This is a genomic window from Streptococcus timonensis, from assembly GCF_047463455.1.
Lineage (GTDB): Bacteria > Bacillota > Bacilli > Lactobacillales > Streptococcaceae > Streptococcus > Streptococcus timonensis_B.
In genome coordinates this window covers 406,323-426,477 of record NZ_JASHDV010000002.1, presented here as the reverse complement: position 1 = coordinate 426,477, position 20,155 = coordinate 406,323, and the positions used below count along the sequence as shown (strand labels likewise).

Annotated in this window: 20 protein-coding genes and 6 tRNA genes; 25 read left to right on the top strand and 1 reads right to left on the bottom strand. The window is 39.9% G+C overall.

The window, feature by feature from the left end; translation table 11 throughout:
• Nucleotides 1–49: 49 nt before the first annotated feature.
• The 23 genes from QM847_RS05355 to rpmH all read left to right on the top strand — a co-directional run bounded on the left by QM847_RS05355 (nt 50) and on the right by rpmH (nt 16,602).
• A tRNA-Phe gene (locus QM847_RS05355) sits at nt 50–122 on the top strand.
• Nucleotides 123–134: 12 nt separating this feature from the next.
• Nucleotides 135–215, top strand: a tRNA-Tyr gene (locus QM847_RS05350).
• A gap of 5 nt (nt 216–220) precedes the next feature.
• Nucleotides 221–291: transfer RNA gene (locus QM847_RS05345), tRNA-Trp, on the top strand.
• Between the two features lie 15 nt (nt 292–306).
• Nucleotides 307–379, top strand: a tRNA-His gene (locus tag QM847_RS05340).
• A gap of 12 nt (nt 380–391) precedes the next feature.
• Nucleotides 392–463, top strand: a tRNA-Gln gene (locus QM847_RS05335).
• Nucleotides 464–472: 9 nt separating this feature from the next.
• Nucleotides 473–556 (top strand) — tRNA-Leu (locus tag QM847_RS05330).
• Nucleotides 557–704: 148 nt separating this feature from the next.
• Nucleotides 705–1,856 carry an N-acetylglucosamine-6-phosphate deacetylase gene (gene nagA, locus QM847_RS05325; RefSeq protein ID WP_414354351.1) on the top strand — a complete coding sequence of 384 codons (1,152 nt, stop codon included), beginning with the start codon at nt 705–707 and terminating at the stop codon, nt 1,854–1,856.
• 192 nt (nt 1,857–2,048) lie between these two features.
• Nucleotides 2,049–2,414, top strand: coding sequence for a DUF1033 family protein (locus QM847_RS05320; RefSeq protein WP_414354349.1), 366 nt, complete (start codon nt 2,049–2,051; stop codon nt 2,412–2,414).
• Nucleotides 2,415–2,480: 66 nt separating this feature from the next.
• On the top strand, nt 2,481–3,422 hold the full coding sequence (gene comGA, locus QM847_RS05315) for a competence type IV pilus ATPase ComGA (protein ID WP_414354347.1): 942 nt from the start codon (nt 2,481–2,483) through the stop codon (nt 3,420–3,422).
• Complete coding sequence (comGB, locus tag QM847_RS05310) at nt 3,343–4,386, top strand: competence type IV pilus assembly protein ComGB (protein ID WP_414354362.1); 1,044 nt, start codon at nt 3,343–3,345, stop codon at nt 4,384–4,386. The genes comGA and comGB overlap by 80 nt, the downstream gene beginning before the upstream one ends.
• Entirely contained in the window at nt 4,387–4,710 is a 324-nt protein-coding gene (gene comGC / locus QM847_RS05305; RefSeq protein WP_414354345.1) for a competence type IV pilus major pilin ComGC, read from the top strand.
• Nucleotides 4,673–5,107, top strand: a complete 435-nt coding sequence (gene comGD, locus QM847_RS05300; protein WP_414354343.1) for a competence type IV pilus minor pilin ComGD — start codon at nt 4,673–4,675, stop codon at nt 5,105–5,107. Before comGC ends, comGD begins: the two co-directional genes overlap by 38 nt.
• The gene (gene comGE, locus QM847_RS05295) at nt 5,070–5,372 is read left to right on the top strand and encodes a competence type IV pilus minor pilin ComGE (RefSeq protein WP_414354341.1); all 303 of its coding nucleotides are present in this window, start codon (nt 5,070–5,072) and stop codon (nt 5,370–5,372) included. Before comGD ends, comGE begins: the two co-directional genes overlap by 38 nt.
• Nucleotides 5,335–5,796: a competence type IV pilus minor pilin ComGF gene (comGF, locus tag QM847_RS05290; protein ID WP_414354339.1), complete on the top strand. Its 462-nt coding sequence runs from the start codon at nt 5,335–5,337 to the stop codon at nt 5,794–5,796. Before comGE ends, comGF begins: the two co-directional genes overlap by 38 nt.
• Entirely contained in the window at nt 5,774–6,175 is a 402-nt protein-coding gene (gene comGG, locus QM847_RS05285) for a competence type IV pilus minor pilin ComGG (RefSeq protein ID WP_414354337.1), read from the top strand. Before comGF ends, comGG begins: the two co-directional genes overlap by 23 nt.
• Nucleotides 6,176–6,365: 190 nt before the next feature.
• Entirely contained in the window at nt 6,366–7,067 is a 702-nt protein-coding gene (locus QM847_RS05280) for a histidine phosphatase family protein (protein ID WP_414354336.1), read from the top strand.
• A gap of 144 nt (nt 7,068–7,211) precedes the next feature.
• Entirely contained in the window at nt 7,212–8,933 is a 1,722-nt protein-coding gene (locus QM847_RS05275; RefSeq protein ID WP_414354334.1) for an ABC transporter ATP-binding protein, read from the top strand.
• Nucleotides 8,920–10,686: an ABC transporter ATP-binding protein gene (locus QM847_RS05270; RefSeq protein ID WP_414354333.1), complete on the top strand. Its 1,767-nt coding sequence runs from the start codon at nt 8,920–8,922 to the stop codon at nt 10,684–10,686. The genes QM847_RS05275 and QM847_RS05270 overlap by 14 nt, the downstream gene beginning before the upstream one ends.
• A gap of 136 nt (nt 10,687–10,822) precedes the next feature.
• Nucleotides 10,823–11,512: a gamma-glutamyl-gamma-aminobutyrate hydrolase family protein gene (locus QM847_RS05265; RefSeq protein ID WP_414354331.1), complete on the top strand. Its 690-nt coding sequence runs from the start codon at nt 10,823–10,825 to the stop codon at nt 11,510–11,512.
• Nucleotides 11,513–11,690: 178 nt separating this feature from the next.
• The gene (locus QM847_RS05260; RefSeq protein WP_004251578.1) at nt 11,691–13,040 is read left to right on the top strand and encodes a glucose-6-phosphate isomerase; all 1,350 of its coding nucleotides are present in this window, start codon (nt 11,691–11,693) and stop codon (nt 13,038–13,040) included.
• 131 nt (nt 13,041–13,171) lie between these two features.
• Complete coding sequence (gltX, locus tag QM847_RS05255) at nt 13,172–14,632, top strand: glutamate--tRNA ligase (RefSeq protein ID WP_414354329.1); 1,461 nt, start codon at nt 13,172–13,174, stop codon at nt 14,630–14,632.
• Between the two features lie 476 nt (nt 14,633–15,108).
• A complete protein-coding gene (locus QM847_RS05250; protein ID WP_414354327.1) occupies nt 15,109–16,323 on the top strand; it encodes a pyridoxal phosphate-dependent aminotransferase in 1,215 nt (404 codons plus the stop codon).
• 144 nt (nt 16,324–16,467) lie between these two features.
• Nucleotides 16,468–16,602 carry a 50S ribosomal protein L34 gene (rpmH, locus tag QM847_RS05245; protein WP_000831905.1) on the top strand — a complete coding sequence of 45 codons (135 nt, stop codon included), beginning with the start codon at nt 16,468–16,470 and terminating at the stop codon, nt 16,600–16,602.
• 180 nt (nt 16,603–16,782) lie between these two features.
• Here the strand turns inward: rpmH and QM847_RS05240 are convergent, their stop codons facing one another.
• Nucleotides 16,783–18,627 carry an APC family permease gene (locus QM847_RS05240; protein WP_414354326.1) on the bottom strand — a complete coding sequence of 615 codons (1,845 nt, stop codon included), beginning with the start codon at nt 18,625–18,627 and terminating at the stop codon, nt 16,783–16,785.
• Between the two features lie 155 nt (nt 18,628–18,782).
• Between QM847_RS05240 and QM847_RS05235 the strand changes: the two genes are divergently transcribed.
• The gene (locus QM847_RS05235; protein WP_414354324.1) at nt 18,783–19,559 is read left to right on the top strand and encodes a TatD family hydrolase; all 777 of its coding nucleotides are present in this window, start codon (nt 18,783–18,785) and stop codon (nt 19,557–19,559) included.
• Nucleotides 19,556–20,119, top strand: a complete 564-nt coding sequence (gene rnmV / locus QM847_RS05230) for a ribonuclease M5 (RefSeq protein ID WP_414354322.1) — start codon at nt 19,556–19,558, stop codon at nt 20,117–20,119. The genes QM847_RS05235 and rnmV overlap by 4 nt, the downstream gene beginning before the upstream one ends.
• Nucleotides 20,120–20,155: the final 36 nt, after the last annotated feature.

Below are 20,155 nucleotides of genomic sequence, written 5' to 3'. Positions count from 1 at the left end.
GGGCTCATAACCCGAAGGTCGTAGGTTCAAATCCTGCTCCCGCAATATTGGCTCGGTAGCTCAGTTGGTAGAGCAATGGATTGAAGCTCCATGTGTCGGCGGTTCGATTCCGTCTCGCGCCATTTTTATTATTTGGAAGGGTAGCGAAGAGGCTAAACGCGGCGGACTGTAAATCCGCTCCTTCGGGTTCGGGGGTTCGAATCCCTCCCCTTCCATAGTAACGGGCATAGTTTAAAGGTAGAACTAAGGTCTCCAAAACCTTCAGTGTGGGTTCAATTCCTACTGCCCGTGTTAAGTATGATTATGGCGGGTGTGGTGAAGTGGTTAACACATCAGATTGTGGCTCTGACATTCGGGGGTTCGATTCCCCTCACTCGCCTATTTATATTATTGGGGTATAGCCAAGCGGTAAGGCAAGGGACTTTGACTCCCTCATGCGTTGGTTCGAATCCAGCTACCCCAGTTATACTTTGCCGGCGTGGCGGAATTGGCAGACGCGCTGGACTCAAAATCCAGTGTCCGCAAGGACGTGCCGGTTCGACCCCGGCCGCCGGTATAGTTTGAAAGACAAGGTTTTAGAACCTTGTCTTTTTTTATAATTTTTTACTTCAAATAGGTCTAGACCATTTACAAATGCTATAGAAAGGTTTATAATGTAATTGACATAATAAACGAAGTATCATTTTTAAAAGGGGGTTAGTATTATGCCTAAGTATGTTAAAGCTGATCAATTCTTCTATCCACATGGCATTCGCCGTGGTGGTTATTTAGAGCTTATTGATGGTAAGTTTGGTAAACATGTTGATAAGTTACCTAATGAAGTAGATGTTATCGATTATTCTGGATACAGTATTGCTCCGGGTCTTGTAGATACTCATATTCATGGATTTGGTGGAGTCGATGTTATGGATAATAATATTGAAGGCACACTTCATACTATGAGTGAGGGTCTCCTTTCTACTGGTGTTACGAGTTTCTTACCAACTACACTTACTTCTTCTTACGAACAATTACTTGCGGTGACTGAAAATATTGGGGAACGTTACCAGGAGGCCAGTGGAGCTAAGATCCGTGGAATCTATTTTGAAGGACCATATTTTACAGAAGAATTTAAAGGTGCTCAAAATCCTGCTTATATGAAAGATCCACGTATGGATGAGTTTCGAGCTTGGCAGAAGGCTGCTAATGGTCTTCTAAATAAAATTGCTTTGGCACCTGAACGTGATGGCGTAGAAGATTTTGTTCGTACTATAACTGGAGAAGGTGTAACTGTTGCTCTTGGGCACTCGAATGCTACATTTGATGAGGCCAAGAAAGCTGTTGATGCAGGAGCGAGTGTTTGGGTTCATGCTTATAATGGTATGCGTGGTCTAACACATCGTGAATTAGGAATGGTTGGCGCTATGTATCAACTTCCTCATACTTATGCAGAGCTCATCTGTGACGGTCATCATGTTGATCCGAAGGCTTGCGAAATTCTACTCAAACAAAAAGGTACTGAAAATATTGCTCTAATTACTGACTGTATGACTGCAGGTGGTTTGCAAGATGGAGACTACATGCTTGGAGAATTTCCAGTTGTAGTTTCTAATGGTACAGCCCGTTTGAAATCTTCTGGGAACTTGGCAGGCTCTATTCTTAAGTTGAAAGATGGCTTGAAAAATGTAGTTGAATGGGGAATTGCTAATCCACATGAAGCTGTTATGATGGCTAGCCTTAACCCGGCTAAATCAGTAAATATTGATGATGTGTGTGGTCAAATTCGAGAAGGTTATGATGCTGACTTCATTGTTCTCGATAAAGATCTGGAACTGGTGGCAACCTATTTAGATGGCGAGAAACGTTATCAAGCATAAGAATAAACAGAAACTGTAAACCAGTTTCTGTTTTAATTTTTTTAGAGAAAAGAGAGAATCCTTTAAGATTTTTTTGCTTTTAAATACATGTATTTTTTATTATGGAAATGTCAGACTATTCGTGAAAATAAGCAAAATTCTTTCAATGTTTGCCAAAATTAGATATAATATACGTTAAAAGGAAGTAATGTTATGTATCGAGTAATAGAAATGTATGGGGATTTTGAGCCTTGGTGGTTTATGGAAGGCTGGGAAGAGGACATTATCGCTAGTCGGCGATTTGATAATTACTATGCTGCTTTAAAATTTTATAAATCTTGTTGGTTTGATTTGGAAGAAAGAATTCCTCTATATAAGAGCCGAGGCGATTTGATGACTATTTTCTGGGATCCAGGCGATAAAAGATGGTGTGAGGAATGTGATGAATTTCTTCAACAATACCATTCGATAGTCTTATTAGAGGATGGTCAAGTTATTCCGGATGAAAAATTTCGACCTGGATATGAGAAACAAACAGGTCTTGAAGCCCACAGAACTTGTCATATTAAAAAAGGATGAACAACTTTTTAAAGAAGTTGTTCTTTTTTTATATTTTCTTCGAATAATAAGAATGAGGAGGAAGATATGGTACAAAAACTTGCGCAAGAATTAATTACTCTTGCAAAGAAAAAAGGGGCCCAGGATATCTATTTCGTTCCCAAAGATAGGGCGTATGAGGTACATATGCGAATTGGTGATAAAAGGTGTTTGATTGACTCTTTTGACTTTGATAAGTTAGGTGCTGTCATTAGTCATTTTAAATTTACGGCAGGTATGAATGTCGGGGAAAAACGTCGAAGTCAGCTTGGTTCCTGTGATTATCATCACGATGAGAAGGTAACTTCTCTTCGCTTATCAACAGTGGGAGATTATCGGGGGCATGAGAGTTTAGTCATCCGTCTCCTACATGATGAGGAGCAGGACTTACGTTTTTGGTTTCAGGAACTTAAGGAATTGGAGAAGGGATTTAGGCAACGTGGACTTTATCTCTTTGCTGGTCCGGTGGGGAGTGGTAAAACAACTCTAATGCATGAATTAGCCAAGTCTTTATTTAAAGGACAGCAGGTCATGTCCATTGAGGATCCAGTTGAAATTAAACAGGAAGAGATGCTTCAATTACAACTCAATGAAGCTATTGGCCTTAGTTATGAAAACCTGATTAAATTATCCCTTCGTCATCGGCCAGATCTCTTAATTATAGGTGAAATTCGGGATAGTGAAACAGCTCGAGCAGTTGTTAGGGCTAGTTTGACAGGTGCTACAGTATTTTCGACTATCCATGCCAAGAGTATTCGAGGAGTTTATGAACGTCTCCTAGAATTAGGAGTTAGCGAGGAAGAACTAGCAGTTGTTTTACAAGGTGTTTGTTACCAGAGACTAGTTGGGGGAGGAGGAATTATTGATTTTGCAAACCAAAATTATCAAGAACACCAAGCAAACAATTGGAATGAGCAAATTGACCGGCTTCTTCAAGAAGGACATATCACTGCCCTTCAAGCTGAAACAGAAAAGATTAGCTACAAGTAAACAAAAGAAGATTATAGCACTTTTTAACAATCTCTTCTCTAGTGGTTTTCACCTAGTAGAGATTATTTCCTTCCTAGAGAGGAGCCTCTTGTTAGAAAAAGATTATGTCTCCCTCATGCATACAGGACTTGCCCAGGGAAGATCTTTTTCGGAAATGATGGATAATCTAGGTTTTTCGAGTTCGATTGTCACGCAGCTTTCGCTGGCTGAGCTACACGGAAATCTCCATCTGAGTTTAGGGAAAATCGAAGAATATCTAGATAATCTTGCAAAAGTTAAGAAGAAGTTAATTGAAGTTGCGACCTATCCAGTTATTTTACTAGCTTTCTTACTGCTTATTATGTTGGGCTTGCGGAATTATCTCCTGCCTCAACTGGATAGTAGTAACATAGCTACCTTAGTGATTAGTAACCTACCACAGATTTTTCTAGGACTTGCACTAACTTTGGGACTTGTATCTTTAACAGGGCTGATTTTTTACAGGAAATCTAAGAAGATACAAGTCTTTTCTTATCTGGCTAGAATCCCCTTTTTAGGTGTGTTTGTTCAGTATTATCTAACTGCCTATTATGCTCGTGAATGGGGGAATATGATATCTCAAGGTTTAGAGCTCACGCAGATTTTTCAGATGATGCAAGAACAAGGCAATCCACTTTTTAGGGAGATTGGTTTTGATTTAGAGCAGTCCTTACAAGATGGGAATGAGTTTTCTAAGGTTGTTCAGAACTATCCTTTCTTTAGAAGGGAGTTGGGATTAATTATTGAATATGGAGAGATTAAATCCAAGTTGGGAAGCGAATTGGAGATCTATGCGGAAAAAACCTGGGAATCCTTCTTTGCCCGAGTCAATCGGACCATGAACCTCGTTCAACCACTGGTCTTTATTTTTGTAGCCCTACTAATCGTTTTATTGTACGCAGCCATGTTGCTGCCAATGTATCAAAATATGGAGGTGAATTTGTAGATGAAAAAAATGATGATGAAATTAAAAGAAGCCAAGGCAAAAGCTTTCACACTGGTCGAAATGTTAGTGGTCCTTCTTATCATTAGCGTTCTACTCTTACTGTTTGTGCCAAATCTGACTAAGCAAAAGGATGCAGTGAATGATAAGGGGAAAGCTGCAGTAGTTAAGGTGGTAGAAAGTCAAGCAGAACTCTATAGTCTGGATAAAAATGAAGATGCTAGTCTAAGCAAATTACAGGCAGATGGACGTATCACTGCTGAGCAGGCAAAAGCCTACAAAGAATACCATGCAAAACAAAATACAAATCAAACAGTTGCGGATTAAGGCTTTTACCATGCTAGAAAGTCTATTGGTATTAGGGATGGTTAGCCTGTTAGCCTTGGGTTTATCAAGTTCAGTTCAGTCCACTTTTGAGGCTGTAGAGGAGCAGATTTTCTTTATGGAGTTTGAGGAACTTTATCGAGAAACTCAGAAGCGAAGTCTAGCTAGTCAGAAAAAACTTAATCTGATTTTAGAAGAAAATAGTGTTCGAAACGATTATCAAAGACTGATGCTGCCTAAAGGAATTCTACTAGAATCCAATAAATCAATCACTTTTGATAAGTCTGGGGGGAATTCTTCTCTAGCCAGTGTCCGATTTCGTACCAAGAAAGAAGTAGTTCGCTACCAATTATATTTAGGAAATGGAAAGATTAAACGCATTCAGGAAACAAACAATTAAAGCTTTCATTTTATGGGAAGCTGTCATTTCAATGGCAATTTTTGCTAGTATCGCAACGCTTTTATTGGGACAGATTCAAGAAGGTAGAAAAAGAGAAGCAGAACTTCTAAAACAGGAAGAAGTTTTGCGAGTGGCTCGAATGGCATTGCAGACAGGACAAAAGAAACTAACTTTAAATGGAGTTACTATTAATATGGACTCAAGTGAGAAGGGGTTGGAGGTGTATCATGGAGCTGAAAAACTACTGGCGATTCAAGACAAGTAGAGTTAGGGCTTTTACCCTTTTAGAATCTCTGGTTGCCCTTCTTGTTGTTAGTGGGAGTTTGCTCCTCTTTCAAGCCATGAGTCAACTATTGGTTTCAGAAGTTCGCTATCAACAGCGAAGCGAGCAAAAAGAATGGCTTCTATTCGTAGATCAGCTGGAAGCTGAATTGCATCAATCTTCATTTGAAAAAGTGGAGAATGATAGGCTTTACCTTAAGCAAAATGGGAGGCCTATCTCTATAGGAAAGTCTAAATCAGATGATTTTCGGAAAACAGATGCTAGTGGACGTGGCTATCAACCCATGGTCTATGGTCTTAAATCCGCCCGTATTTACCAAGAAGGTCAAGTTGTTCATTTCCATTTTCATTTTGATAAGGGACTAGAGAGGGAATTTATCTATCGTGTGGAAAAAGAAAAAAGTTAAAGCAGGAGTGCTCCTTTATGCTATTACTATTGCGAGTATTTTTAGTCTCTTGTTCCAATTTTATCTCAATCGACAGCTGGCACATTATCAGGATTATGCGCTAAATAAAGAAAAACTCCTTGCCTTTGCCATGGCAAAAAGAACTTATGAAAAAGCTATTTTTGATAGTGGGAATCAGTCATTCAATATGGGGAAAGTAATGTATCACAATGAAGAAAAAGGATTTGTAGCAAGGGTTACTACAGATAAAAATAATTATGAATTTCACTTTCCACCTTTGAAAAAAGCAGAAGAAAAAAGTCAAAAGAAAGAAGACAAACAAAATGAAATAGTCTTGAAAAAAAGAAATAGAGGAACTTCACATGAAGGAAAGAATTGAACAATTCTCAAGTGGGTTCTCTAGTATTTAGAATATGAAATGGGATTTAAAAGTCGAATATTTTCGGCTTTTTTATTTTTGAGATAAAAGTATCAGATTGGAGTTGAAACTGTAAAGGTTTGATACTAGGGCTTTAGATAAGGATTTTGCTTTAAATCATGCTATAATAGATACATATGGAGGACGGAAAATGGCAAGTGTAAAATTGTATCTAGTGCGTCATGGTAAAACAATGTTTAATACGATTGGGCGTGCTCAGGGCTGGAGTGATTCGCCTTTAACTGCTGAGGGAGAACGTGGAATTCATGAGTTGGGAATTGGCTTGCGTGAGTCAGGATTAACTTTCGAACGCGCTTATTCAAGTGACTCAGGACGGACAATCCAGACTATGGGAATTATTCTTGAGGAGCTTGGATTGACCGGACGAATTCCTTATCGAATGGATAAGCGTATCCGTGAGTGGTGCTTTGGTAGCTTTGATGGGGCATATGATGGAGAACTCTTTATGGGAATTATTCCTCGTATTTTCAACGTTGATCATGTTCACCACTTGTCTTATGCAGAACTTGCAGAAGGCTTAGTCGAGGTTGATACTGCAGGATGGGCTGAAGGCTGGGAAAAGCTAAGTGGCCGTATCCGTGAAGGTTTTGAAGCTATTGCCAAGGAAATGGAAGCACAAGGCGGAGGGAATGCCCTTGTTGTGAGTCATGGAATGACTATTGGAACCATCGTATATCTAATCAATGGAATGCAGCCACATGGTCTTGATAATGGTAGTGTTACCTTACTTGAGTATGAAAACGGCCAATTTACAGTCAAGGTTGTTGGTGATCGTAGCTATCGTGAGATTGGTAGAGCCAAGTTAGAAGAAGTTGACTGTTCAGAGCAATAAAATCAATTGTTACACGAGCACTTACAGTGGACGGTTGAGTGTTTTGACAAGAGTTTTCATTTTTGCTAGAATATCGTCAACATGAAAGTATAAGAAGGGATGACAAGTTGTCGTTCCCTTTTATCTATTTTATTAGGAGGAGATATGCTGTTTAAGAAAATAAAAGCATATAAATGGCAGGCAATGGCTTCGCTAGCTATGACTGCTTTAATGGTAACGAGTTCTCTCTTACAGCCTCGCTACTTGAGGGATGTTTTAGAGGCATTATTAATAGGAGATAATGAAGCAATCTATAGTCTCGGATTTTGGCTGATTCTTGTAGCTCTAATTGGTCTGGTAGCAGGTGGAATTAACGTCGTACTAGCAGCTTACATTGCCCAGGGGGTTTCATCTGATTTACGGGAAGATGCCTTTCGTAAGATTCAAACATTTTCATATGCCAACATAGAGAAGTTTAATGCAGGGAATCTTGTCGTTCGAATGACTAACGATATCAATCAAATCCAAAACGTTGTCATGATGACCTTCCAAATCTTATTTAGATTGCCAATTTTATTTATCGGATCCTTTATATTAGCCATTCTGACACTGCCATCATTATGGTGGGTACTAGTTCTTATGGTTCTATTGATTATTCTCATGATGGGTATGATGATGAGGATGATTTTCCCACGATTTGCTAAGTTTCAAAAACTGTTAGAGCGTATCAATGCCATTGCTAAGGAAAACCTTCGTGGAGTACGAGTGGTTAAATCCTTTGTCCAGGAAAAAGACCAGTTTGATAAGTTTACCCAAGTATCAGATGAATTGTTAGGAGAAAACATTTATATTGGATATGCATTCTCCGTTATGCAGCCTGCAATGATGTTAATTTCATACGGAGCAGTCTTTTTATCAATTTGGTTTGTTGCTGGTATGGTGGAGACCGACCCATCAGTGGTTGGTTCCATTGCCACTTTTGTTAATTACTTGAGTCAGATTATTTTTACCATCGTCATGTTTGGATTTTTAGGGAATACAGTTAGCCGTGCTATGATTTCGTTACGTCGTATCCGAGAAATCTTGGATACAGAGCCAGCCATGACTTTTGAAGATGTCGATGACGAAGAGTTAGAAGCAAGTCTGAGTTTTGAAAATGTAACCTTTACCTATCCAACAGACAAAGAACCTATCTTAAAAGATATAAGTTTTGACATTGCTGCTGGTGAGATGGTTGGAGTTGTTGGTGCAACTGGTGCAGGAAAATCCACCTTGGCTCAGTTAATTCCACGATTGTTTGATCCTCAGCAAGGCTCTATTAAAATTGGTGGTAAAGACATTCGAACAGTCAGTGAGGGAACACTTCGCAAGACGGTATCCATTGTCTTACAAAGGGCTATTCTCTTTAGTGGGACCATCGCTGATAATATCAGACAAGGAAAAGGTGATGCAACTGTCCCAGAAATGGAGCGTGCAGCAAGCATTGCTCAAGCCAGTGAGTTTATCAGCCGTATGGAGTTAGCATTCGAAAGTCCTGTAGAAGAACGAGGAGCCAATTTTTCTGGTGGACAAAAGCAGAGAATGTCCATTGCTCGTGGAATTGTTAGCAATCCTAAAATCTTGATTTTTGATGATTCTACTTCGGCACTTGATGCCAAGTCAGAACGCTTGGTTCAAGAAGCGCTAAATAAGGACCTGAAGGGAACAACTACCATTATTATCGCTCAGAAAATTAGTTCTGTTGTTCATGCGGATAAAATCTTGGTTCTTGATCAAGGTCGTTTGATTGGTCAAGGGAAACATGCTGATTTGGTTGCCAATAATCCGGTCTATCGTGAGATTTATGAAACACAAAAAGGAAAGGAGGAGTTAGATGAAAACATTTAAATTCTTTTGGAACTATTTTAAAGTTTACAAGATTTCCTTTATCATTGTTTTTACTATGATTGTTGTTGCGACAATCGCACAAGCTCTCTTTCCAGTTTTTGCAGGCCAAACCGTAACAGAACTTGCTAATTTAGTAGTGGCCTATCAAGATGGAAATCCTGAAGTCATTTGGCAGAGTCTGTATGCTCTCCTCCTCAATCTGGCCTATACCCTAGTCGTTTTAGTAGTCTCTAGCTTAATTTATATGCTCTTAATGACACATATTATGGCAGGATCGACAAATGAAATGCGTAAGGGACTTTTTGGTAAGCTATCGCGCTTAACAGTCTCTTTCTTTGATCGACATCAAGATGGAGATATCCTCTCTCGTTTCACTAGTGATTTAGATAATATCCAGCAAGCTTTTAATGAAAGTTTAGTATCAGTCATGACAAATATTGCCCTTTATATTGGACTGATTATTGTCATGTTTGCTAAAAATATCACTCTTGCTTTTATTACAATTGCCAGCACTCCAGTTGCTATCCTCATGTTGATTGTCATTTTGAAATTAGCAAGAAAATATACTAACCTTCAGCAAAAAGAGGTTGGGAAGCTAAATGCATACATGGATGAAAGTATTTCTGGGCAAAAAGCAGTTATCGTTCAGGGTATTCAAGATGATGTAATCGCAGGTTTTGTTGAGCAAAACGAGCGTGTCCGTAAGGCAACCTATAAGGGTAGAATGTTTTCAGGGATCCTATTCCCTGTCATGAACGGGATGAGCTTGGTCAATACAGCTATTGTTATTTTTGTTGGTTCAGCTGTTCTACTTAATGATACGAATATCGAGGCTTCAACAGCGCTCGGTTTGATTGTTATGTTTACTCAGTTCTCTCAACAGTATTATCAACCCATAATCCAGTTGGCAGCTAGTTGGGGAAGTTTGCAGCTCGCCTTTACAGGTGCTGACCGAATTCAAGAAATGTTTGATGCCGAAGAAGAAGTCCGCCCTCAAAATGCTCCAGCTTTCACGGAATTGCGAAAGGGTGTGGAGATTCGAAACGTAGACTTCTCCTACCTAGCAGATAAGCCAATTCTTAAAGATGTCAGCATTTCAGCTCCAAAAGGTAAAATGATAGCGGTAGTTGGTCCTACAGGTTCTGGGAAAACGACCATCATGAACTTAATCAACCGATTTTACGATGTAGATGCTGGTAGTATTACTTTTGATGGAACAGATATTCGAGAGTTTGATTTAGATAGTTTACGGAGTAAGGTAGGAATTGTTTTACAGGATTCTGTCTTATTTAGCGGAACCATTCGAGACAATATTCGCTTTGGTGTCCCAGATGCCAGTCAAGAAATGGTAGAAGCTGCGGCGAAAGCTACACATATTCATGATTATATTGAAAGCCTGCCAGAAAAGTATGACACTCTTATCAATGATGATCAAAGTGTTTTCTCAACAGGGCAGAAGCAATTAATATCTATCGCTCGAACTTTAATGACGGATCCCCAGATCTTAATCTTGGATGAGGCAACATCAAACGTTGATACTGTAACAGAAAGTAAGATCCAGCATGCTATGGAAGCCATTGTAGCAGGAAGAACTAGTTTTGTGATTGCCCATCGCTTGAAAACCATTCTCAATGCGGATCAGATTATCGTTCTCAAAGATGGTCAAGTTATTGAGCAAGGAAATCACCAGGAATTGCTCAGACTTGGCGGATTTTACACAGAATTGTATCATAATCAATTTGTCTTTGAATAAAAGGAAGGTTGTCCTAGAACAGGGCAACTTTTTTCTGATAAAAGAAACCTATCACAGCCTTTTAAAATACATATTAGACAGGAATGAGTTGGAGTGATAAGATAGATTTATCAAAGGAAATTGAAAGGAAAACAGTATGGCAAGAACGGTTGTTGGAGTAGCTGCGAATCTATGTCCTGTGGACGCAGAAGGTAAAAATATTCATTCATCAGTCTCTTGTAAATTTGCTGAGAGCATTCGTCAGGTTGGCGGACTTCCTTTGGTCATTCCAGTAGGAGATGAGTCACTTGTCCATGATTACGTAGAAATGATTGATAAGCTTATCTTAACTGGAGGACAAAATGTTCATCCTCAGTTTTATGGTGAGGAAAAAACCATTGATAGTGATGATTATAATCTTGTTCGTGATGAGTTTGAGCTTGCTCTTCTACAAGAAGCATTACGTCAGAACAAGCCAATCTTAGCCATTTGTCGTGGTGTCCAGCTCGTCAACGTTGCCTTTGGTGGAACCCTCAATCAAGAAATTGAAGGACACTGGCAGGGGCTTCCTTTTGGAACGTCACATTCCATTGAAACGATTGATGGAAGCCTTGTGTCGAAATTGTTTGGTAAAACTAGTCAGGTTAATTCAGTTCATCGTCAGAGTATTAAAGACTTGGCTCCAAATTTCCGTGTAACAGCAGTAGATCCCCGCGACCAAACGATTGAAGCAATCGAATCTATCGATGATCACCGTATTATCGGCTTGCAGTGGCATCCAGAGTTTCTAGTCAACGAAGAAGATGGGAACTTAGAATTATTTGAGTATTTATTGAATGAATTGTAACGACTAGAATCCTAGTCGTTTTTTTATTCGTAGGGTTTGATGCTTCAAGTTTTTTAATTTTATACAATTTTACGCAAACGTTTGAATTATGATAAAATTTAAGGAAATTCAGTATAAAAACTTGAAAAAATCCAAGGTAAGCGTTATGATAGAAAAGAAGAAATTTTGGAGGAATACTATGTCACATATTAAATTTGATTATTCAAAAGTATTAGACAAATTTGTTGCACCACATGAAGTGGAATACATGCAAGCACAAGTTACAGCAGCAGACGAATTGATCCGTAAAGGAACTGGTGCTGGTAGCGACTTCTTGGGTTGGTTGGACCTTCCTGAAAACTACGACCGCGAAGAATTTGACCGCATCTTGAAAGCTGCTGAGCAAATCAAAGCAGACAGCGATGTTTTGGTGGTTATTGGTATCGGTGGATCATATCTTGGAGCGAAAGCTGCCATTGACTTCTTGAATCACCATTTTGCAAACTTGCAAACAAAAGAAGAACGCAAAGCACCACAAATCCTATACGCTGGAAACTCTATCTCATCTACTTACCTTGCTGACTTGGTAGAGTATGTTTCAGATAAAGATTTCTCAGTGAACGTGATTTCTAAATCTGGTACAACAACTGAACCAGCGATCGCTTTCCGTGTCTTCAAAGAACTCTTGGTTAAGAAATACGGTCAAGAGGAAGCTAACAAACGTATCTACGCAACAACTGACCGCCAAAAAGGTGCTGTTAAGGTTGAAGCAGATGCTAACGGTTGGGAAACATTTGTGGTTCCAGATGACATTGGTGGACGTTTCTCAGTATTGACAGCAGTTGGATTGCTTCCAATCGCTGCATCAGGTGCAGATATCAAAGCCCTTATGGAAGGTGCGAACGCAGCTCGTAAAGACTATACTTCAGATAAAATCTCTGAAAACGAAGCTTACCAATATGCAGCTGTTCGTAACATCCTTTACCGTAAAGGTTATGCAACTGAAATCTTGGTAAACTACGAGCCATCACTTCAATACTTCTCAGAATGGTGGAAACAATTGGCTGGAGAGTCAGAAGGAAAAGACCAAAAAGGGATTTACCCAACTTCAGCTAACTTCTCAACAGACTTGCACTCATTGGGTCAATTTATCCAAGAAGGAACTCGTATCATGTTTGAAACAGTTGTCCGTGTTGACAAACCACGTAAGAACGTAATCATCCCTACATTGGAAGAAGACCTTGACGGACTCGGCTACCTTCAAGGAAAAGACGTTGACTTCGTTAACAAAAAAGCGACTGACGGTGTTCTTCTTGCTCACACTGACGGTGACGTACCAAACATGTACGTGACTCTTCCTGAGCAAGATGCCTTCACTCTTGGTTACACTATCTACTTCTTCGAATTGGCAATCGCCCTTTCAGGTTACTTGAACGCTATCAACCCATTTGACCAACCAGGTGTTGAAGCATATAAACGTAACATGTTTGCCCTTCTTGGAAAACCAGGATTTGAAGAATTGAGCAAAGAACTTAACGCTCGTCTATAATAGATTCAACAAAGAGTGGTTTTACCACTCTTTTTACTATTTCTCGAAAAGAGAAATTGGACTCTGGAAAGACTTGTGATATAATATAGAGAGCAAAAAGGCAGACGCCTAGAGACTTTATAGGAGAAGATATGTCAAAAGATATTCGTGTGCGTTATGCACCAAGTCCAACAGGACTACTACACATCGGAAATGCCCGTACAGCATTGTTTAACTACTTGTATGCACGCCACCATGGTGGAACTTTTATCATCCGTATTGAAGACACAGACCGCAAGCGTCACGTTGAAGACGGAGAACGTTCTCAGCTTGAAAACCTTTGTTGGTTGGGCATGGACTGGGATGAAAGTCCAGAGACTCATGAAAACTACCGCCAGTCTGAACGTTTGGAACTCTATCAAACATACATTGACCAATTGCTAGCTGAAGGAAAAGCCTACAAATCTTACGTTACAGAAGAAGAGTTGGCAGCGGAACGTGAACGTCAAGAAGCAGCTGGGGAAACACCTCGCTACATCAACGAATACCTTGATATGAGCGAAGAAGAAAAAGCAGCTTACATTGCAGAACGTGAAGCAGCAGGAATCATCCCAACGGTTCGATTGGCTGTTAATGAGTCAGGTATCTACAAGTGGCACGATATGGTCAAAGGTGATATCGAATTTGAAGGTGGCAATATCGGTGGTGACTGGGTTATCCAAAAGAAAGATGGCTACCCAACTTATAACTTTGCCGTTGTGATTGATGACCACGATATGCAAATTTCTCACGTCATCCGTGGAGATGACCACATTGCTAATACACCAAAACAGCTCATGGTTTATGAAGCGCTTGGATGGGAAGCACCAGAATTTGGTCACATGACCTTGATCATCAACTCTGAAACTGGTAAGAAGTTATCTAAACGTGATACCAACACCCTTCAATTTATCGAAGATTACCGGAAGAAAGGTTACCTTCCAGAAGCAGTCTTTAACTTTATCGCTCTGCTTGGTTGGAATCCTGGTGGGGAAGACGAAATCTTCTCTCGCCAAGAACTCATTCAACTCTTTGATGAAAACCGTCTCAGCAAGTCTCCAGCAGCCTTCGACCAAAAGAAAATGGACTGGATGAGCAATGAATATATCAAGAATGCGGATCTTGAGACTATCTTTGAAATGGCTAAACCATTCCTCGAAGAAGCAGGACGTTTGACAGATAAGGCTGAGAAATTGGTGGAACTCTACAAACCACAAATGAAGTCAGTTGATGAAATCGTTCCATTGACAGACCTCTTCTTCTCAGACTTCCCAGAATTGACGGAAGCTGAGCGAGAAGTCATGGCTGGCGAAACTGTTCCGACTGTACTTGAAGCCTTTAAGGCAAAACTTGAAGCCATGTCAGACGATGAGTTTGTGGTAGAAAATATCTTCCCACAAATCAAAGCAGTTCAAAAGGAAACTGGTATCAAAGGGAAAAATCTCTTCATGCCAATCCGTATCGCCGTTTCAGGTGAAATGCATGGTCCTGAATTGCCAGATACCATCTACTTGCTTGGACGTGAAAAATCAATCCAACACATTGAAAAAATGTTGGCTGAAATTACAAAATAGTAGATAAAAAGAACTCAAATATTGAGTTCTTTTTATATGTGCTTATTTGAAAATGCAAAAATTTTAGTGTATAATATTAAATATCAGAGCAGGGAAGAAGCCAGAGATATGGAGAAATTCTTTACAATTAGACTCGAATTAGCCCAGACTTCATTTATGTTGTTTGTTGAGTCAACTTATTTTTTCTTTGCGTTTTGCTGAGCACAGGAAGAGATTCCTGAGTTCCTGCAACTATCATCCATTACGAAGCCTTCCTTATCGATTCAAAGGAGTTTTTATGTATTCTTTAAATGCAGATTGTCTATTTTGAGAGGATCATATTTACTCTAACTTCTCCTAATTTAAAGAAAAAGAATCGATTTTGCTCTGTTTACCTTGTGTTATGCAAGGTTTTTTTGTGGATTGAAACTCGGAAATTTACGATTTCAATATCTAGTGGTATAATATTAAGTATCCTGATGAATAGAGGAAGTCACATGAAAGAATTTAATAAATCCATCAAATTAGAGCACGTAGCATATGATATTCGTGGTCCAGTTCTCGAAGAGGCTATGCGTATGCGAGCAAACGGGGAAAAAATCCTTCGTTTAAATACAGGGAATCCTGCAGAGTTTGGTTTTACAGCTCCTGACGAAGTTATTCATGACTTGATTATGAATGCGCGTGATAGTGAAGGGTATTCGGATTCAAAAGGGATTTTCTCAGCTCGTAAGGCTATTATGCAGTACTGCCAATTGAAAAAAATTCCTAATGTTGGTATGGAAGATATTTATGTAGGAAATGGTGTCAGTGAGCTAATAGTTATGTCTATGCAAGGACTTTTGGATACTGGTGATGAAGTTTTAGTACCAATGCCTGACTATCCATTATGGACTGCAGCTGTCAGCTTGGCTGGAGGAAATGCTGTTCACTATATCTGTGATGAAGAAGCTGAATGGTATCCAGACCTGGACGATATTAAGTCTAAGATTAGTTCAAATACTAAGGCTATTGTCTTAATCAACCCGAATAATCCAACAGGTGCTCTATATCCTAAAGAACTTTTACTAGATATTATCGAGATTGCTCGCCAAAATGACTTGATTATCTTTGCGGATGAAATCTACGATCGTATGGTCATGGATGGCCTTGTCCATATACCAGTTGCAAGTTTGGCTCCAGATCTTTTCTGTGTTAGCATGAATGGTCTTTCAAAATCTCACCGAATCGCAGGTTTCCGTGTGGGTTGGATGGTCTTGTCTGGACCTAAACATCATGTAAAAGGCTACATTGAGGGTCTCAACATGCTCTCTAACATGCGACTCTGTTCTAACGTACTTGCCCAACAGGTGGTTCAAACCTCACTAGGTGGTCACCAATCGGTTGATGAACTGCTTCTTCCTGGTGGTCGCATCTATGAGCAACGAAACTTCATCTACAAGGCTATTCAAGAAATTCCAGGCTTATCAGCTGTAAAACCAAAAGCTGGTCTCTATATCTTCCCTAAAATTGACCGAAATATGTACCGCATCGACGATGATGAACAGTTTGTCCTAGATTTCTTGAAGCAAGAAAAGGTGCTCTTGGTACATGGACGTGGCTTTAACTGGAAAGAACCAGACCACTTCCGTATTGTTTATCTCCCTCGTGTGGATGAATTGGCACAAATCCAAGAAAAGATGACTCGTTTCTTGAGACAGTATCGAAGATAAGGCTTTCATGGGAAAAAGCTGGAAACATTTGCTCCAGGCTATTGACAAATGAATCAGAATCATATAGAATAGTAAAGTATGTTTAGTAACTGATCACTTTATAGCCGGCTAAACGAATACAAAATCTATGAGGAGGTATTCATCGTGAAACGTACTTATCAACCAAGTAAACTACGTCGTGCGCGTAAACACGGATTCCGTAACCGTATGTCAACTAAAAACGGTCGTCGCGTATTGGCAGCTCGTCGTCGTAAAGGACGCAAAGTTTTGGCTGCATAATCCAAACAAATGAAACAAAGAAGTCAGTAGGAACTCGAGCCTACTGATTTTTCTTTTATTTAAAAAGAGAGTTTTCTAAAGTTATTGATTTAGAATAAACATTTTAGAAGACGTCCTGAAAAAATCACATTTAGAAAAAGCTCAAAATCAGAAGATTAATTCACTGATTTTGAGCTTTCTTTATTCTTTCAAATGATAAGAGTAGCTAGCCACGACGACATCTTCGTGCCATCTGAGAGCATATTTTAATTTGAGGCTCATTTGATTGTGTAGGATATTTTGCCAAGGTTTATTAGGGATAAACTGGGGAACTAGAACTGTAACCGTGTAGTTCTTTTTCTTGGCTTCTTGAGAGATTTTTCGAACATAGCGAACTGTTGGTGTGATGATATCGCGATAGCTAGTATTAATGTTTTTTAGAGTGATATTTGGGAAGTAGTCAGCAAATTCTTGGAGGATTTCTTGGTCTTTTTCCTCCGTTTCCTTGGTGGAAATGTGCATAGCCAAAACCTCATTTCCTATGCTTTGAGCGTAATTAATCGCTCCGACGCTGACTCGAGTCACATTTCCCACTAGGACAAGGACGACATTGCCATCGTAGGTTTTCTTTTGAATTCCTTCATAAAGTCGAAGTTGTTTGGCCACTTTTTGGTAATGACTGTGGATGGACAAAAATAGGAAAGTTAGGACTAGGATGATTGGGAAGAATGGCCAGATATCTCCAAGTCTGAAGAAGAGTAGAATAAGGACGATAGCGTAACAAATGATAGCACCGAGGATGTTAGCAAAGGCAGATTTTAAGAAATGAGAGCCTTTTTCTTTTTTCCAGTGGCGAATCATACCTGTTTGAGAAAGTGCAAAGGGGACGAAAACTCCGATAGTATAAAGAGGGATCAAGCGTTCTGTATTTCCGTTGAAAATAAGCAGAAGGATTATAGCGCCAAAAGCTAAGGTTAAAATACCGTTTGAATAACCCAAGCGGTCACCCTTTTCCATAAAGAGATGGGGCATGTACTTGTTCTTAGCCATATTGTAAGCCAACATTGGAAAGGCAGAAAAACCAGTATTTGCAGCAACAGCTAGGATTAGGGCAGTTGAGAATTGGAAGAGATAATAAACAATCTGACCGGGAGCTGAATTCCCTAAAATCCCTTTAGCCATTTGTGAAAGGATTGTTTCTCCATGTTGAGGTGTAATTCCCATCCAGTAGCTTAAGAAGGTAATGCCTGCAAATAGAAATCCGAGAATCAGAGACATGATGGTCAGTGTCTGAGCAGCGTTCTTCTCTTTGGGAGTTTTGAAAAATGGAACGGCATTTGAGATAGCTTCAACCCCTGTTAGTGAAGCTGAACCGCTGGTAAAGGCTCTTAAAATCAGGACGATTGAGAGACTTGGGACAGTTTGACCAATTGCAGAAGTTGCATGATAGCTGAGAGAACCTGTCAATAGTTGGAAGATACCAAACAATAAGAGGAAGACCGTACTAAAGATAAAGAGATAGACAGGGATCATCAGAGAGCTTGCGGATTCCTTTAGTCCTCGTAGATTTAAAAGCATGAGCAAAAATACTAGAAAAATGGAGATGTAGAGATTGTAAGGATGGAGAGCAGGAAGTGCAGCAGTGATTGCATCTGCACCTGCAGCCACAGATACGGCTACTGTTAGCATGTAGTCAACAAGCAGGCTTCCTCCGGCAATCAAACCTAGTTCAGGTGATAGGTTTTCTCGAGTAACCATATAGGCTCCCCCGCCTTGAGGGTAGGCATGGATGATTTGTCGATAAGAAATGGTCAGGCTAGCTAATAGTAAGAGGACAAAGATACCAATAGGGAGACTCCACCAAATAGCTAGGGGAGAAAGACTAGCCAAGACGAGGACGACCTGCTCGGGTCCATAAGCAATAGATGATAGAGCATCGCTTGAGAGCATTGCGAGTGCTTGTGTTTTTCCAAGAAGTCCTCCTTCACCTTCTGTTAAGGATTTAAGGGGACGACCAATGAAGGTATATTTTAGTTTTGTAAACATTTTCTTTCCTTTTTTGAAAATTTCAACAAGAGTTATTATACTGCTATGAAAATAAGCAGTCAAGAAAAAATGAATGATTTCAAAATATTTTTTCCTATAAGGATGAGACTACTTTTTTTGGTATAATAGAAGGTAGAAAAAACGAGGAAATATAAATGATTTTTGATACTCATACCCACTTGAATGTGGAAGAATTTTTGGGACGCGAGGAAGAAGAAATTGCCTTAGCAGCTGAAATGGGCGTAACTCGGATGAATATCGTGGGTTTTGACAAGCCTACTATTGAGCGGGCCATAGAACTAGCAGATAAGTATGATCAACTCTATGCGACTATTGGTTGGCATCCGACAGAGGCAGGGACCTATACAGAGGATGTTGAGAATTACTTGCTAGAAAAACTAAAACATCCTAAAGTTGTTGCCTTGGGTGAGATTGGTTTGGACTATCACTGGATGACAGCACCTAAAGAAGTGCAAGAGAAGTTTTTCCGTCGTCAGATTCAGCTATCTAAGGAACTGGATTTACCTTTTATGGTTCACACCCGTGACGCACTAGAAGATACTTATGAGATTATCAAGAGCGAAGGAGTCGGTCCCCGTGGCGGCATCATGCATTCCTTCTCTGGTTCTCTGAAATGGGCTGAAAAGTTTGTGGAGCTAGGTATGACCATTTCCTTTTCTGGAGTGGTGACTTTCAAAAAGGCAACAGACATTCAGGAAGCAGCCAAAGAGTTGCCTTTGGATAAGATTTTGGTAGAAACAGATGCGCCTTACTTGGCACCCGTTCCCAAACGTGGCCGTGAAAACAAGACAGCTTACACGCGCTATGTAGTGGACTTTATTGCAGATTTGCGGGGCATGACAACAGAAGAATTAGCGGCTGTGACAAGTGCCAATGCAGAAGGCATTTTTGGATTGGAAAGTAAATCATGAAAGAGAAAATTTACCAAGTCATCGTAGTCGAAGGACGTGATGACACGGCAAATCTAAAACGTTATTTTGATGTGGAGACCTATGAGACTCGTGGATCGGCTATCAATGAACAAGATCTTGAACGAATTCAACGTCTACATGAGCGTCATGGGGTGATTGTTTTTACAGATCCTGATTTTAACGGGGAGCGGATTCGTCGGATGATTATGACGGCCATTCCGACAGTGCAACACGCCTTTCTCAAACGAGAAGAAGCAGTGCCTAAGTCTAAGACAAAGGGACGTTCTCTAGGAATCGAACATGCCAGCTACGAAGATTTGAAGACAGCTTTGGCTCAAGTCACCGAGCAGTTTGAAGCAGAAAGCGACTTTGATATTAGCCGTAGTGACTTGATTCGTCTAGGTTTTTTAGCAGGAGCGGATAGCCGAAAACGCCGAGAGTATCTGGGCGAACAGCTACGCATTGGCTATTCTAACGGTAAGCAACTCCTCAAGCGTTTAGAGTTATTTGGAATCAGCTTGGCTGAAATTGAAGAGGCCATGAAATCTTATGAGAATTGAGAAACCTCCCCAAAATACTAAGGGAATATGATACAA